This window comes from Limnohabitans sp. Rim8 (assembly GCF_945869175.1).
Classification (GTDB): domain Bacteria; phylum Pseudomonadota; class Gammaproteobacteria; order Burkholderiales; family Burkholderiaceae_C; genus Limnohabitans_A.
In genome coordinates this window covers 51,689-66,476 of the sequence record NZ_CAMBNZ010000001.1, presented here as the reverse complement: position 1 = coordinate 66,476, position 14,788 = coordinate 51,689, and the positions used below count along the sequence as shown (strand labels likewise).

General features: G+C 60.2%; 10 protein-coding genes. 8 read left to right on the top strand and 2 right to left on the bottom strand.

Annotated elements, in window-relative coordinates:
* The first annotated feature begins 1 nt into the window (after position 1).
* The gene (locus Q0O19_RS00275) at positions 2-913 is read left to right on the top strand and encodes an LD-carboxypeptidase (protein ID WP_295518729.1); all 912 of its coding nucleotides are present in this window, start codon (positions 2-4) and stop codon (positions 911-913) included.
* Positions 914-993: 80 nt separating this feature from the next.
* Entirely contained in the window at positions 994-3,471 is a 2,478-nt protein-coding gene (locus Q0O19_RS00270) for a penicillin acylase family protein (protein ID WP_295518727.1), read from the top strand.
* 9 nt (positions 3,472-3,480) lie between these two features.
* Here Q0O19_RS00270 and Q0O19_RS00265 read toward each other — a convergent pair whose 3' ends face one another.
* Positions 3,481-4,104: a helix-turn-helix domain-containing protein gene (locus Q0O19_RS00265; protein WP_295518724.1), complete on the bottom strand. Its 624-nt coding sequence runs from the start codon at positions 4,102-4,104 to the stop codon at positions 3,481-3,483.
* A gap of 234 nt (positions 4,105-4,338) precedes the next feature.
* Here Q0O19_RS00265 and Q0O19_RS00260 point away from each other — a divergent pair, with 234 nt between their 5' ends.
* The 3 genes from Q0O19_RS00260 (at position 4,339) to Q0O19_RS00250 (ending at position 8,198) form a co-directional block, all read left to right on the top strand.
* Positions 4,339-5,517 (top strand): YbfB/YjiJ family MFS transporter, encoded by a 1,179-nt coding sequence (locus tag Q0O19_RS00260; protein ID WP_295518722.1) that lies wholly within the window; start codon positions 4,339-4,341, stop codon positions 5,515-5,517.
* A gap of 87 nt (positions 5,518-5,604) precedes the next feature.
* Positions 5,605-7,674, top strand: a complete 2,070-nt coding sequence (locus Q0O19_RS00255) for an ATP-dependent DNA helicase RecQ (protein ID WP_295518721.1) — start codon at positions 5,605-5,607, stop codon at positions 7,672-7,674.
* 35 nt (positions 7,675-7,709) lie between these two features.
* A complete protein-coding gene (locus Q0O19_RS00250) occupies positions 7,710-8,198 on the top strand; it encodes a hypothetical protein (protein WP_295518718.1) in 489 nt (162 codons plus the stop codon).
* A gap of 43 nt (positions 8,199-8,241) precedes the next feature.
* On the opposite strand, the gene Q0O19_RS00245 is transcribed toward Q0O19_RS00250, so the two are convergent.
* Positions 8,242-8,949 carry a VOC family protein gene (locus Q0O19_RS00245; RefSeq protein ID WP_295518716.1) on the bottom strand — a complete coding sequence of 236 codons (708 nt, stop codon included), beginning with the start codon at positions 8,947-8,949 and terminating at the stop codon, positions 8,242-8,244.
* A gap of 99 nt (positions 8,950-9,048) precedes the next feature.
* On the opposite strand from Q0O19_RS00245, the gene Q0O19_RS00240 reads away from it, so the two are divergent.
* The 3 genes from Q0O19_RS00240 to Q0O19_RS00230 all read left to right on the top strand — a co-directional run bounded on the left by Q0O19_RS00240 (position 9,049) and on the right by Q0O19_RS00230 (position 14,765).
* Positions 9,049-9,654, top strand: a complete 606-nt coding sequence (locus Q0O19_RS00240; RefSeq protein ID WP_295518713.1) for an isochorismatase family protein — start codon at positions 9,049-9,051, stop codon at positions 9,652-9,654.
* 203 nt (positions 9,655-9,857) lie between these two features.
* Positions 9,858-11,756 carry a propionate--CoA ligase gene (locus Q0O19_RS00235; RefSeq protein WP_295518710.1) on the top strand — a complete coding sequence of 633 codons (1,899 nt, stop codon included), beginning with the start codon at positions 9,858-9,860 and terminating at the stop codon, positions 11,754-11,756.
* A gap of 141 nt (positions 11,757-11,897) precedes the next feature.
* Positions 11,898-14,765: a 2-oxoglutarate dehydrogenase E1 component gene (locus tag Q0O19_RS00230; RefSeq protein ID WP_295518708.1), complete on the top strand. Its 2,868-nt coding sequence runs from the start codon at positions 11,898-11,900 to the stop codon at positions 14,763-14,765.
* The last annotated feature ends 23 nt before the right edge of the window (positions 14,766-14,788 follow it).

Here is a 14,788-nt window from a genome sequence, read left to right as displayed (position 1 = left end):
CATGGCCCACATTTACATTTTTTCTCCTTCCAGCGCGGTGCGCGACAAAGCGGCATTTCGCCGTGGCATCAAGCGCCTCAATGCCCAAGGCCACGAGGTGGAAGTGGACGAGTCTGCACTCGATACCCACATGCGTTTTGCGGGGGACGACGCCACACGCATCTCCGCCATCACCCGTGCTGCCGCCAGTGGTGCCCATGTGGCATTGATCTCACGCGGCGGCTACGGCCTCACGCGCATCCTGCCTGCCTTGCCCTACAAGCAGATTGCCAAAGCGATTGATGGCGGCATGCAGTTCGTGGGCCTGAGCGATTTCACAGCCTTTAACCAGGCGGTGTTGGCCAAGACCGGGCGCATCAGCTGGCAAGGCCCGGCGCTGGGCGAAGACTTTGGCTCAGACCATGAACCCGACGACATCATGCAGGCTTGCTTTGACGACCTGCTGCTCGAGCAAGGCGAGGGCACGGGTTGGCAGCTGCCCAAGGCCGAGGCCGAGCGCCGTGTGCTGGTGAAAGACGCACCGCTGTGGGGCGGCAACCTCGCGGTGCTGACCTCTTTGCTGGGAACGCCATTCTTCCCGCAAATCAAAGGTGGGGTACTTTTTCTGGAGGACGTGGGCGAGCACCCTTACCGCATCGAGCGCATGCTCACCCAGCTCTTGCTTGCGGGCGTGTTGGCCCAGCAAAAGGCGGTGCTGATCGGGCAATTCAGCCAATACAAGCTGGTGCCCAAGCACGACAAAGGCTTCAAACTGGCCACCGTGGTCGACTGGCTGCGCCACCAGATCAAGGCCCCCGTGCTCACTGGCTTGCCTTTTGGCCATGTGGAGACCAAGGTGCTGCTGCCCGTGGGCGCCAAGGTGGACCTTGTCACCGAAGGGCGTGACGCGCTGATGGTTTGGGGCCACATTTAATCCAAGCCGGCAGAGCACTGGCTGGCCTGCGTTGGACCTCATTGGCGACTCGGCCCCAAGCATCGAAGTTGGAGACAAACATGAAATGGATCGCAAGAATCCTGTGGCTGGCCCTTGCGGCCGTTTTGGTCTCAGGTGGGGTCATCAGCGTGCACCTGTTGCGGGGCCTGCCGCAGCTCAACGGTGAGGTTCATCTCCAAGGCCTTGCTGCACCCGTGATGATCACCCGCGATGCGTCGGACGTCACGCACATTCAGGCGGGCAGTGCCATGGATGCTTGGCGGGCCATGGGTTTTGTGCATGCCCAAGAGCGCGGCTGGCAAATGGCATTTAACCGCCGGTTGATGCGCGGAGAGTTGTCTGAAATCCTGGGCCAAGCCACCTTGGACACCGACAAGTTGATGCGCACTTTGGACATCATTGGCATGGCCAAGCAGCAACTCCAAGGTTTGTCGCCAGCCACCCAAGCGGCCCTGCAAGCCTACAGCGACGGGATTCAGAACGCGTGGCAAAGCGGCGCGGTCCGCCCCTCTCCAGAGTTCAAAATTTTGGGGACATCGGCCTTCGGGTCCAGCGGTCAAGCTTGGTCGCCCGAAGACAGCGTGGGCTGGGCTTTGATGATGGCCCTCGATTTGGGGGGCAACTGGGGTCAAGAGTTCGCCCGTTTGTCTGCCAGTCAGGTTTTGAACAACACACAGTTGTGGCAATTGCTGCCTGCGTACCCCGGCGAAAAGCCTGCCACTGCGGTGGACTTGCCCGCTTTGTATGCCCAACTGGGTGTGTACGCCACTGGATCGACCAAGGCGGCAATTGGGCCCGCCCCAAAAACGCCATTGGCGCAATGGTCGGCAGATTGGGTGCGTGACATGGGCATCCTGGAGGGCAAGGGCAGCAACAACTGGGTCGTGCCTGGTACCCACACCGTATCGGGCAAGCCTTTGTTGGCCAACGACCCCCACTTGGCCTTGAGCGCCCCGGCCATTTGGTACTACGCCCACCTGAAAGCGCCCGCCGGTGAAATGCCCGGTGGTCTTCAACACCCCCCGCTCGACGTGATGGGTGCAACCTTGCCCGGTTTGCCTTTTGTGGTGCTGGGTCGCACCACCGGTGTGGCTTGGGGTTTCACCAATACGGGCCCCGATGTGCAGGACTTGTACCTGGAGCAGCTCGATGCGGCCAGGCCGGGTCAATACCGCACGCCTGAGGGGTGGGCTCCTTTTGCGGAACGCGCCGAAACGATACGCGTCAAAGGGCAGCCCGATGTCACGCTCCAGGTGCGCAGCACCCGGCACGGCCCGGTCATCAGCGATGTGCAGACGCAATACCAAGGCCTGATCGACACGAACCGCTACGCGGTCAGCCTGCGCTGGTCGGCGCTCACGCCGGACAACAAAACCATGGAAGCGGGCATGCAGGCCAATTGGGCGCAAACCGTGCCTGAGTTGAGGCAAGCGTTTGCTGAGCACCATTCGCCCATGCAAAGCGTGGTGATGGCCGACACCTTGGGGGAGGTGGCCTTCAAGGCCGTGGGCAAGGTGCCCACCCGCTCTGCACAAAACGATATTTTGGGCGTGGCCCCATCTCCCGGTTGGCTGGCGCAATACGACTGGACGGGTTGGTTGCCTTACGACCAAACGCCCACGGTGGATGCTGCCCAAATTGAGAAAAAAGGGGGGTATGCGACTGCAAACCAAAATATCCTGCCCGCTGGATATGCGCATTTTTTGGGCTCAGACTGGACAACGCCGGAGCGTTTTCAGCGGATTGAGCAACTGCTGGCTGCAACCCCCCAACACAGCCGAGAAAGCATGCAAGTCATCCAGAACGATGTGTTGTCTTTGGGCGCCAAGTCCTTGCAGGCCAAGCTCGGACAGGTCACTTCTCAACATGCCTTGGCCCCGGCGACCTTGAAATTGGTGGCGGCGTTTGATGGCCAGATGCGCCCCGACAGCGCCGCTGCTTTGGTGCTGAATGTCTGGGCCGATGAACTCACACGGGGTTTGCTGGTGCCAACATTGGGGGCGCAGCGCTTCCAGGCGCTTTATGGGAAAAGGCACTTCAGGGCAGGGGTTGAAGGTATGTTGGACCGAAATGACCCTTTTTGGTGCGGTCCAGCAGGTTGTTCAGTGCCCGTGTCCAAAGCCTTGGACCGTGCGATCGACCGCATTGCGGCCAGTCAAGGTCAAGACCCCAAGCGGTGGCGTTGGGGTGCATGGCACCTGGCCATCAGCAGCCACAAGCCTCTCGGCAAAGTGCCCTACTTGAACGCGCTGTTCGATGTGCGGGTGGAAAGTGCTGGGGATTTGTTCACGGTGAATGTGGGCCAGTACTGGGCCAATGACAAGCAAGCCCCATTTGCCAACCGGCATGCCGCCTCCATGCGGGCTGTCTATGACTTGGGCGCCACTGACCAGTCGGTGTTCATCTACCAAACTGGCCAGTCCGGCCATGCTTTTGATCCACGCAGCCGCAACATGTCCAAAAAATGGGCACAGGGCGCTTATTTGCCGTTGCAAGCATCGCCGCCTGCGGTGCACAGGCTGCAATTGCTGCCATGAGGGTGGGCTTCAGACGCGACGCTGAGCAGTAAACCCTGACAAATAAGCCGACAGCCACAGCGGCGAGAGGTTGGTGTTGAGCACTTGAATGCTGGCAGGCCCGGCAGCCGATTTGGCCTTTGGCAGCAGATCTATCTCTGGGGTCAGGATCAAGGTGTGGCCGACAGTGTTTCGCGAACTCATGAACTTTTGCAGGATCTCCAGAATTTTTTCCTGCTGCTTTCTCAAGCCGCTCATCTGGATGACCAGGAGGTCGTGCTTCTTGCTCAGCAGTTCCAGCAAGGCCTCGGTCAAGGATTCCTGAAACGCCGCCTGCAAGGGCAGTTGCCACTGCAGCATGTCTTTTTGCATTTGGGCGGTCAATTCGGGGGACTCGATCACCACCATCACTTTGGCCATTCGGTCATGCGTGAGCGGGGGCAAGCTCAACAAATTGTGGGCACTTTGGTAGTTCAGGAGCGAAGCCAAAGAAATGCGGCGGTGCCCACCAAAGGTCTTCCACGCCTGCAAGACATGGTTATCGACCAATTTTTGGATGGTGGCCATGGACAAACCCAAGCGCTTGGCTGCTTGTGAGCTGGTCAAAAATTCGCCGCTGGGCTTGTCGCTGTCGTAGGTCAAGGTCTCGTTCATATTGCTAATTATTCTTGATTTTTAATTTTATTATATAAATATTGTATTTGTTACTCCACAACTTTTAAAAGGGATATATCCACAATTTTTATATTTAAAACATACAAACCACTGGAAAACACTTAATTGATGATGTTTGGAATGATCGGGACAAAGAAATGATGAATTTTTCAAATGCCAATGGCCGCAGAAGTGACTGCCTTTGGCAGCACTGACCGATAACATCCCCTGAACATGTCCCAAGGCCCCTCCATCCCGCTGCAACCCTGGCAAGTCATCGTCGGTGGCATTTGCGGTTTGGTCCTGAGCATTGGCTTGGCCCGCTTCGCCTTCACGCCCTTGTTGCCCTCATTGCAGTTGCAAACCGGCTTGAGCGATGCCGCAGCCGGCGGCTTGGCCGCCATCCATTACGCGGGTTACATCACAGGCGCTTTGGCCAGCGCCTGGATTGACGATGTCCGGTGGCGGCACCGGCTTTACGGCATGGGCTTGTGGCTGTCGCTTTTGTCTGTGGCCGGAATGGCCCTGTCAAGCGCGATGCCCAACTGGGTGCTGTGGCGCTATGTGGGCGGTTTGTGTGGAGCCACGGGCATGCTGCTGGGTGCTGGTTTGGTTTTGGGTTGGTTGATGCGGCAAGGTCGGCGGCCCGAGCTGGGTGTGCATTTCATTGGTTTGGGCTTAGGCATTGTGGTGTCGGCGCTCGGCGCTTGGGGCGTGCTGCAATACTGGCCGCTGTGGTCGCATCAGTGGTTGGCCATGAGCGCCGTGGGGCTGTTGTTTTTCATACCGGCATGGTTTTGGCGGCCGCCCGTGCCCCCTGCCACCTCTGTGGGAACGGCATCGCAGGCCTTTCACAAAGTCTCCCGGCGCTGGATGTTCACGATGGCGGGCAGTTATTTTGCTGCCGGCTGGGGGTTTGTGATCAACGCCACATTCACCGTGGCCATCGTTGAGCGCGAACCGGCCTTGGCCGGGCAAGGTGCGCTGGCTTGGGCCTTGGTGGGTTTGGCGGCCATGCCGGCCGTGTTTTTGTGGGACAAGGTGGCCCGGCGTATGGGCGACACGCGGGCCTTGCTGTTGGCGTTTGGTTTGCAAACGGTGTCGGTGATCTTGCCCGCTTTGTCGGACACTTTGGCTGCCGCTTTTCTCGGTGCCTTGGGCTATGGGGCCACGTTCATCGGCATTGTGAGCCTGACACTGGCGCTGGTGGGGCGTCGGGCGCCGCACAACCCGGGCAAGGCCATGGCGCGCCTGACCTTGAGTTATGGCGCAGCCCAAGTCATCGCCCCGGTGGTGGCTGGGGCCATGGCGCAGGCCACGGGCACCTTCAAGGGGGCCTTGTGGCTGACCGCCGGGGTGATGCTCTTGGGCATGGCCTTGCTGGCCACTTTGCCGGAAGAAATTGCACAATAGCCTTCTCAATCCGCGGGAGGCACCCGATGTCAACCCTCACCATTCCCAACATCGAGATGTTGAACTGTAGTTTGGCTGGGTGAATCGATGAGCAGTCCGAACCCGATGGAACGTGAATTCGCAGAGCAGCACCTGTTGACCATCCTGGCTCGCTTGGCCGGGCCCGACGCGTTGCCTCGGTCTGACCAGGTGGATGCCGTGCACGCTGTGCTGCAAACGGCATCGCGGGTGTTGGTGGTGCAGGCCACGGGCTGGGGCAAGTCGGCGGTGTATTGGGCTGCCACGCACGCGCTTCGCAGCACGGGCGCAGGCCCCACCCTGGTGATCTCGCCCCTGCTGGCCCTCATGCGCGACCAGGTGAGCGCGGCTGAGCGGGCGGGCCTGAAGGCAGCCACGATCAACTCCACCAACCTCGACGATTGGGACGATGTGTTTCAGCGGCTCGATGCCGACAACATGGACGTGTTGCTGGTCTCGCCCGAGCGGCTGGGCAATCCGCGTTTTGCGGCGCGACTGGGCGCTTTGCTGGCCCGGGTGGGCTTGATCGTGATCGATGAAGCGCATTGCATCAGCGATTGGGGTTTTGACTTCCGACCCGACTACCAGCGGCTTGCACGGGCGCTGCTGTCCACGCCCACGGCCAGTGTGCTGGCCACCACGGCCACGGCCAACGAGCGGGTGACGCTCGACATTGGCAAGCAGCTGGGCGCGAACACGGTGACGTTTCGCGGCACGCTGGCGCGCACCTCGCTCACGCTGTCGGTGGTGCCGGGGCTGTCGCCCTTGCAGCGTTACGCCTGGATCGCCGATGCCCTGGAACAACTTCCCGGCTCGGGCATTGTGTATGTGCTGACGGTGGCCGAGGCGCAGCGTCTGACGGCTTTTTTGCGCCACTGCGGCCATGCGGTCGATGCCTACACCGGGCAGACCGACGCCGACACCCGTCTGAAGGTGGAAGAGCGTTTGCGCCACAACCAAGTGAAGGCGGTGGTGGCCACCTCGGCCTTGGGCATGGGCTATGACAAGCCGGATTTGGGTTTTTGCGTGCATGTGGGCTCGCCCGCGTCGCCCGTTGCGTATTACCAGCAGGTGGGCCGGGCCGGGCGAGCGGTGGCGCATGCGGAAGGGGTGTTGCTGCCGTCGGATGCCGATGAGCGCATTTGGGATTACTTCGCCACGGCGTCCATTCCCGATGCCGCTGCGGCTGCCAAAGTGCTCGCCAGCTTGGGCCGTGATGAGCGCAGCCTGATCGAGATCGAAGCCGACACGGGTGTGCGCCGAGGCAGGCTGGAGGCGCTGCTCAAAATTTTGGCGGTGGAGGGCGTGGTGGACAAAGACGGCTCGGCTTGGCGTGCCACGGGCGTGCCCTATGTGCACGACACGGCCAAATGGACGGCGCTGGCCCAGGTGCGCCAGCAAGAGGCGGACACCATGCGCCAGTACGCACATGGCCAAGGTTGTTTGATGGCTTATTTGCAAACCGCGCTGGATGACCCTTCGCCCGCGCCGTGCGGGCGCTGCTCAGTTTGCACGGCTCAATTGCCGTTTCCGGGTCTTGCGCCTTCGCCAGACAAACTGCTTGCGGCGCGTGATTTTTTGCGCGGCATGGAGGTGGACATTGAGCCGCGCAAGCGCTGGCCTGGCGGGGTGGGGCGCAAGGGCAGTATTCGGGGTTTTGAGGAGGGCCGTGCCGTGGCCTTTGCCGACGACCCGGTGTGGGTGGCCGAACTGCAGGCTTTGCGTGTTGCCGCGCCCGGTGATGTCCCTGCAGAGATCCTGGCGGGTGCAGTGGCCCTGCTGGGGCGCTGGGCCAAGACTTGGCCCATGCGTCCTGTGGGAGTGGTGCCCATGCCTGCGCCCAACATGGCGTCCAACAGGTGTGTGGCCAAGCACATCGCCCAAAAGGGGCGTTTGCCTTTGTATGACGTGTTGATTTGGACGGGTGGGCCCGCCCCGGATGACGCGGCTTCGACCCCCGTGGTGGCGCACCTGGAATCGGCCATTCGCCTTGCACCCGATGCCGCTTTGCCCGCCGGACTCCTGCTGCTGGTGAGCACCGATGTGCGCACCCGCTGGACCGCCACCTTGGCGGCAGCCCTTTTGCGTGAGCAAGGGGCCAGCCAGGTGCTGCTGCTGGCATTGCACCTGCGCCCTTGAGGCATGATCGACGCTTGAATTTGAGGGCCACCACGATGAACGACAACACGCAAGACATGCAAGGCCAGCCGCTGGTCCAAGAGCCCCGCCGTTGGCAAAACGAGCAGTGGACGGCCCAGGTGGTCAAAAATGACGATGACGACGGTTGGGCCGTGGCCATGTACAAAGCGGGTGAGAGTGAGCCCGCTTTGGTAGGCCCCTGGACCATGGGCCGAGACAAAAAGAACCCCAAGCCGCTGGACGGCTCAGCCTTCATCACCTTGGTCAAAACCGCCGGTGAATTTGTGCGTCGCAGTGAGCAGCAGCTGCATGCGCAACTCAACCAAAGCGTCACTGTCAATGGCCAAGACAGTCGGGTGACGGTGTTGTTGCGCATCGTGCCCGACGAGGACAACCCCTACGCCATGCTGAGTGCACAGGACGACAGCGGTGATGCCTTGGCCGAGATCAAGGTCTCGGCAGCCTTCAAGCTCAACCGCCAGACCGCCCAAGCGTGGGTGGATGCCGAATTTGCCAAACCATGATCAGAGCCCGCTGAGCATCAGCGGCAGGCTGCTGTGCTCTCCATCACAGCCCCAAGCTTTGCAGTTGCACCAAGCCTTTGGGGGTTTGCAGTGTGGCCACCAAGTTTGCAACGCCGGCTTCAAGGGCGATGCCTTCCAGCCCGATGGATTCGTAAGCGGCTTGCAGTTTGGCCGCGCTGGGGTGTTGCACGCTTAGGCTTTGCAGCGTCACCCCTGATCGCGGCAGGCTGTTGCGCGGGTGCAGGCGGAGCGGGTCGGTGGCATCGGGCTTGCCCCATTGAATCAAGGTGGGCAAAGTGCCGTCGAAAAGCCGTTCGCCGTCTTCGCGCACGGTGATTTGCCAGTTGAGCGTGCCCTTGCTCGATTTGCGGCTGGCGTGCACGACCTGGCCGCGTTCAATCCCTTGGGTGCGCAGCACATGGCGGGCGGCTTTCACGTCGTCGGTGCTGCTGACAAAGTGGATGAGTCTGGGGCCAAGCGCGACGGCTTTTTGCAAAGCGGCGTTGTCCATGTCGAACCAACGCGGCACCTGTGAGCGCTTGGGGATCACGGCCGCTGGGTTGATGGCGATGATTTCAAAATACGCCAGAGGGAACTTGGGCGAAGCAATTTTGAACAGGCGGTTGTGGGTGCCGTATTTTTCGTGTTCGCCGCCTGGCCCGGGGGTGATGCCGAGCGTGTCTTCACACCATTGCACGCCTGCTTCTAAGGATGAGGCCATCACCACGAGGTGGTCAATTTGGGTTTTCATTTTTCAAGATCAGATTGTTGGCGTGGAGCATAACGGATGGCCACCCCTTTGTACCCACGCGGGCCTGCGACAATCGAGGCACCCTTCCATGGAGCCCTTATGTTGATCGATGCAGACGAAAGCCAACTGGTGTTGGTGGATTTTCAGGCCCGCCTCAAGCCCGTGATGTGGGACGCCGAAGCCGTTTGGGCCAATGCCGCCCGCTTGGCCACCTTGGCCCAAGCCTTGTCCGTACCGACCTGGGGCACCGAGCAAAACCCTTCCCGCTTGGGCGAGATGCCGCCTGAAATCCGCAGCCACTGCCGCCAAGTGTTGGCCAAGATGCAGTTCAGCGCTGTGGAAGAGGGCTTGGGCGAATGGCTTCAACCTGAGCCGCCCCAAGCGCCGAAGGGCAACGCACGCAGTTTGCCTCGCCACCTGCAAAAACCCCAGCCCGGTGTCGAAGAGCGCAAAACCATTGTGTTGGCCGGCTGCGAGGCCCATATTTGCCTCATGCAAACCGCGCTCGATGTGCTCGAAGACGAGTTCGAGGTGTGGGTGGTGACCGACGCGTGCAGCTCCCGCACCGAGCGCAACCGCGATGCCGCTTACGACCGTTTGGCCGGGGCCGGGGCTGAGCTGGTGACGGCTGAAATGGTGGCTTTCGAGTGGGTTCGCACAGCAGAGCACTCGCAATTCAAGCTCTTGCAAAGCCTGTTCAAGTGATGCCCTCAACGGTTTTGTGTGTCTTGACCCTGGTCCGGACTTCAGAGCCTTGACTGTAGCGATATGGTTACTTTGCGCACTGCATTTGTGGAGTCAGCTTCTTGCAAGTCACTTCGTCATAATTATGAATTCAAAAGTACGGGGTGGTGCCACGGAACCGCCCCATCACCGACTTCATGTGGCCAGGCATTCAGGAGACTTTCATGGGCAACTTTGCTGACTTTCACGCACGCTCGATCAACGACCGCGACGCTTTTTGGGCCGAACAGGCGAAGTTGGTGGACTGGAAAGTCCAGCCGCAGCGAATCTGTGACTACAGTCAGCCGCCCTTTGCCAAATGGTTTGTGGGGGGGCAAACCAACCTGTGCCACAACGCGGTGGACCGCCACTTGGCCGAGCGGGCAGAACAGCCTGCGTTGATCTTTGTTTCGACCGAAACCGATCAGGAAAAAACCTACACCTTCCGCGAACTGCATGCCGAAGTCCAGCGCATGGCTGCTGTGTTGCAAGACCTGGGTGTGGTCAAAGGCGACCGCGTGCTGATTTACATGCCCATGATCGCCGAGGCAGCATTCGCCATGCTCGCTTGCGTCCGTCTGGGTGCCATCCATTCGGTGGTGTTTGGCGGTTTCGCCTCTCATTCCCTGGCCACCCGCATCGAAGACGCTTCGCCCAAAGTCATCATCAGCGCCGACGCCGGTTCGCGCGGTGGCAAGGTGGTGCCTTACAAACCGTTACTGGACGAGGCCATCGAATTGTCCGCCCACAAGCCTGCCAAGGTGATCATGGTGGACCGTCAGCTGTCGGCCTTCACGGCTGTGGCCAGCCGCGATGTGGACTACGCCACCGAGCGCGCCAAGCACTTGGACGCGGTGGTGCCATGCGAGTGGGTCGAATCGACACACCCCAGCTACACGCTGTACACATCGGGCACCACGGGCAAGCCCAAGGGGGTTCAGCGCGACACCGGTGGCTACACCGTGGCTTTGGCCGCCAGCATCCCGTACGTCTTTGAAGGACAAGCCGGTGGCACGTTTTTCTGCACCAGCGACATTGGGTGGGTGGTGGGCCACAGCTACATCATCTATGGCCCGCTGATCGGCGGCATGGCGACCATCCTGTACGAAGGCCTGCCGATCCGGCCGGACGGCGGCATTTGGTGGAGTTTGGTCGAAAAATACCAAGTCAACGTCATGTTCAGCGCCCCGACGGCGATTCGGGTGCTCAAAAAACAAGACCCAGCGCTGCTGAGCAAATACGACCTGTCCAGCTTGCAAGCCCTGTTTTTGGCCGGTGAGCCGCTCGACGAGCCCACCGCCAAGTGGATCTCTGAGGGTTTGAGCGGCAAGCCCATCATCGACAACTACTGGCAAACCGAAACCGGTTGGCCGATTTTGAGCATTTGCAATGGCGTGGAAAAAGCACCCAGCAAGTTCGGCTCGCCTGGCAAGGCCATTTATGGCTACAACGTCAAACTGGTCGACGACCAGACCGGTGAAGAGCTGACCGGTGCCCATCAAAAGGGCGTGTTGACCATTGAAGGCCCATTGCCTCCTGGCAACCTGCAAACCATTTGGGGCGATGACGCACGTTTCGTCAAAACCTACTGGAACACCGTGCCGAACAAGCTGGTTTACAGCACCTTTGACTGGGCGGTTCGTGACGAAGACGGTTACTTCTTTATTTTGGGCCGCACCGATGACGTGATCAATGTGGCCGGACACCGGCTGGGCACCCGCGAGATCGAAGAAAGCATTTCCAGCCACCCCAACATCGCCGAAGTGGCCGTGGTGGGTGTGGCCGACCCGCTCAAAGGCCAGGTCGCCATGGCTTTTGCCATTGCCAAAGACACCTCAGGCTTGACGGACGCGAGGTCACGCCTTCAGTTCGAAGGCGAAGTGATGAAGGTGGTGGATTCTCAATTGGGCGCAGTGGCGCGGCCTTCCAGGGTGTTCTTTGTGACCGCTTTGCCCAAGACCCGCAGCGGCAAACTGCTGCGTCGCGCCATCCAGGCGGTGGCCGAAGGCCGTGACCCGGGCGACTTGACCACGATGGACGACCCCGCTGCCTTGCAGCAGATCGTGGATGGGGTCAAAGGCTGATTCCCAAGCCATGGCACAATGCGTTTTGTACTCAGGCCCTTCCCCTGCCACAGTCGCATCCGCCAACCGGTCCAGCCGTGTCGCGGAAGGTAACAATCCACCAACTAATGTTTCCCCGAGGGAAACGGAGGTCAGCGAAACATGAGCGAGACTAATTCCGTCTACTCTGCCTATTCAGGCAATACCCATCTCTTCGGGGGCAACACCCCCTACGTTGAAGAGATGTATGACAACTATTTGGCCAACCCCGGCAGCGTGCCCGATTCTTGGCGCGACTACTTCGACGCTCTTCAGCACGTTCCAGCACTCGATGGCTCCAATGCCAAAGACGTGCCTCATCAGCCGGTCATCAATGCTTTTGCCGAGCGCGCCAAAGCCGGCGGCACCAAAGTCGTTTTGGCCAGTGCCGATGTCGAAATGGGCCGCAAGCGCACCGCCGTTCAGCAGCTGATCGCCGCTTACCGCAACGTGGGCCAACGCTGGGCCGATCTGGACCCGCTCAAACGGACCGAGCGCCCCAATATCCCTGACCTCGACCCCGCGTTTTTTGGCTTCACCGATGCCGACCAAGAAACCGTGTTTGACACCAGCAACACCTTTTTCGGCAAAAATCGCATGTCTTTGCGCGAGCTGCTCAATGCGCTGCGTGAAACCTATTGCGGCACGCTGGGTGCGGAATACATGTACACCACCGAGCAGGCTGAAAAGCGCTGGTGGCAACAAAAGCTCGAAAGCATCCGCAGCAAGCCCAATTTCACATCGGACAAGAAAAAGCAGATCCTCGACCGTCTGACGGCTGCCGAAGGTCTGGAGCGCTACTTGCACACCAAATATGTGGGACAAAAGCGTTTCTCTCTGGAAGGTGGCGAAAGCTTCATTGCCGCCATGGACGAGTTGATCCAGCAAGCCGGTGCGCAAGGCGTGCAGGAAGTGGTGATCGGCATGGCCCACCGTGGCCGCCTGAACGTCTTGGTCAACACCATGGGCAAGCTGCCGGCCGACATGTTTGCCGAGTTCGATCACACCGCGCCTGAAGATTTGCCTGCGGGTGACGTTAAGTACCACCAAGGCTTCAGCTCTGACGTGAACACCGCCGGTGGGCCGGTTCACCTGTCGTTGGCCTTCAACCCCTCGCACCTGGAAATCGTCAACCCCGTGGTTGAAGGCTCGGTGCGCGCCCGAATGGACCGCCGAAACGATCCGTTGGGCAAGCAAGTGCTGCCCGTCCTGGTGCACGGCGATGCGGCCTTTGGTGGCCAAGGTGTGAACCAGGAAACCTTTGCCTTGGCCCAAACCCGTGGTTACTCCACAGGCGGCACGGTCCACATCATCATCAACAACCAGATCGGCTTCACCACCTCGGACCCTCGCGACATGCGCTCGAGCGTGTTCTGCACCGACATCGTCAAGATGGTCGAGGCCCCAGTGTTGCACGTCAACGGTGACGACCCGGAGGCGGTGGTGTTGGCCACCCAGCTGGCTTTGGAATACCGCATGACGTTCCAAAAAGACGTGGTGCTGGACGTGGTGTGTTTCCGAAAGTTGGGCCACAACGAGCAGGACACCCCCGCTCTGACACAACCTTTGATGTACAAAAAGATTGCAGCCCATCCCGGTACCCGCAAGTTGTTTGCCGACAAACTGGCCACGCAAGGCTTGGGCGACACCCTGGGTGACGACATGGCCAAGGCCTACCGCGCCGCTTTGGATGCTGGCATCAACACGACCGAACCCGTGTTGACCAACTTCAAAACACAGTTCACCGTGGACTGGGCTCCCTTCATGGGCAAGAAGTGGACCGATGCGGGAGACACCTCCATCCCCTTGGCCGACTGGAAGCGTTTGGCCGAGAAGATCACCACCATTCCTGAGTCTGTCACGCCGCACCAGTTGGTGAAAAAGGTGTACGACGACCGCGCCGCCATGGGGCGCGGCGACACCCCGGTGGATTGGGGCATGGGCGAGCACATGGCTTTTGCCTCTTTGGTGGCAGGTGGTTACCCAGTGCGCCTGTCTGGCGAAGACAGCGGCCGTGGCACCTTCACCCACCGCCATGCCGTGATTCACGACCAAAAGCGCGAGAAGTGGGACACAGGCACCTATGTGGCCCTGCAAAACGTCTCGGACAAGCAGGCCCCGTTTGTGGTCATCGACTCGATCCTGTCAGAAGAGGCTGTCTTGGCTTTTGAGTACGGTTACGCATCGAACGACCCGCACACCTTGGTGATCTGGGAGGCTCAGTTTGGCGATTTCGCCAACGGCGCCCAGGTGGTGATTGACCAGTTCATCGCCTCCGGTGAAGTCAAGTGGGGCCGTGTCAATGGCATGACCTTGATGCTGCCGCACGGCTACGAAGGTCAAGGCCCCGAGCACAGCTCGGCCCGCGTCGAGCGTTTCATGCAACTGGCTGCCGACACCAACATGCAGCTTGTGCAGCCGACCACGGCCAGCCAGATTTTCCATGTTCTGCGTCGCCAGATGGTGCGTGACCTGCGCAAGCCCCTGGTCATCTTCACGCCCAAGTCGCTGCTGCGCAACAAAGACGCCACCAGCCCGGTGTCTGAGTTCACCAAAGGCAGCTTCCAGACGGTGATCCCCGAGAACAAGGCGCTCAAGGCCGACAAGGTCAAGCGCGTGATCGCTTGCTCGGGCAAGGTCTACTACGACTTGGTCAAACATCGCGAAGCCAAGGGCTCTGACGACACCGCGATCATCCGCGTGGAGCAGCTTTATCCGTTCCCGCACAAAGCGTTTGCGGCCGAGCTGAAAAAATACCCGAACGCCAGCGACATCGTGTGGTGCCAGGACGAGCCACAGAACCAGGGTGCCTGGTTTTTCATTCAGCACAACATCCACGAGAACATGCTCGAAGGTCAAAAGCTCGGTTATGCCGGTCGCGCAGCGTCCGCATCGCCAGCGGTGGGTTACTCCCACCTGCACCAAGACCAACAAAAAGCACTGATCGAAGCGGCCTTCTCGAAGCTCAAGGGCTTCGTGCTGTCCAAGTGAACCAGCGTCTGACGCTGAAGGTT

Coding starts and splice junctions, on each gene's coding strand:
- Q0O19_RS00235 (WP_295518710.1), top strand. CDS start 9,858: ATGGGCAACTTTGCTGACTTTCACGCACGCTCGATCAACGACCGCGAC.
- Q0O19_RS00275 (WP_295518729.1), top strand. CDS start 2: ATGGCCCACATTTACATTTTTTCTCCTTCCAGCGCGGTGCGCGACAAA.
- Q0O19_RS00240 (WP_295518713.1), top strand. CDS start 9,049: ATGTTGATCGATGCAGACGAAAGCCAACTGGTGTTGGTGGATTTTCAG.
- Q0O19_RS00260 (WP_295518722.1), top strand. CDS start 4,339: ATGTCCCAAGGCCCCTCCATCCCGCTGCAACCCTGGCAAGTCATCGTC.
- Q0O19_RS00245 (WP_295518716.1), bottom strand. CDS start 8,949: ATGAAAACCCAAATTGACCACCTCGTGGTGATGGCCTCATCCTTAGAA.
- Q0O19_RS00230 (WP_295518708.1), top strand. CDS start 11,898: ATGAGCGAGACTAATTCCGTCTACTCTGCCTATTCAGGCAATACCCAT.
- Q0O19_RS00255 (WP_295518721.1), top strand. CDS start 5,605: ATGAGCAGTCCGAACCCGATGGAACGTGAATTCGCAGAGCAGCACCTG.
- Q0O19_RS00270 (WP_295518727.1), top strand. CDS start 994: ATGAAATGGATCGCAAGAATCCTGTGGCTGGCCCTTGCGGCCGTTTTG.
- Q0O19_RS00265 (WP_295518724.1), bottom strand. CDS start 4,104: ATGAACGAGACCTTGACCTACGACAGCGACAAGCCCAGCGGCGAATTT.
- Q0O19_RS00250 (WP_295518718.1), top strand. CDS start 7,710: ATGAACGACAACACGCAAGACATGCAAGGCCAGCCGCTGGTCCAAGAG.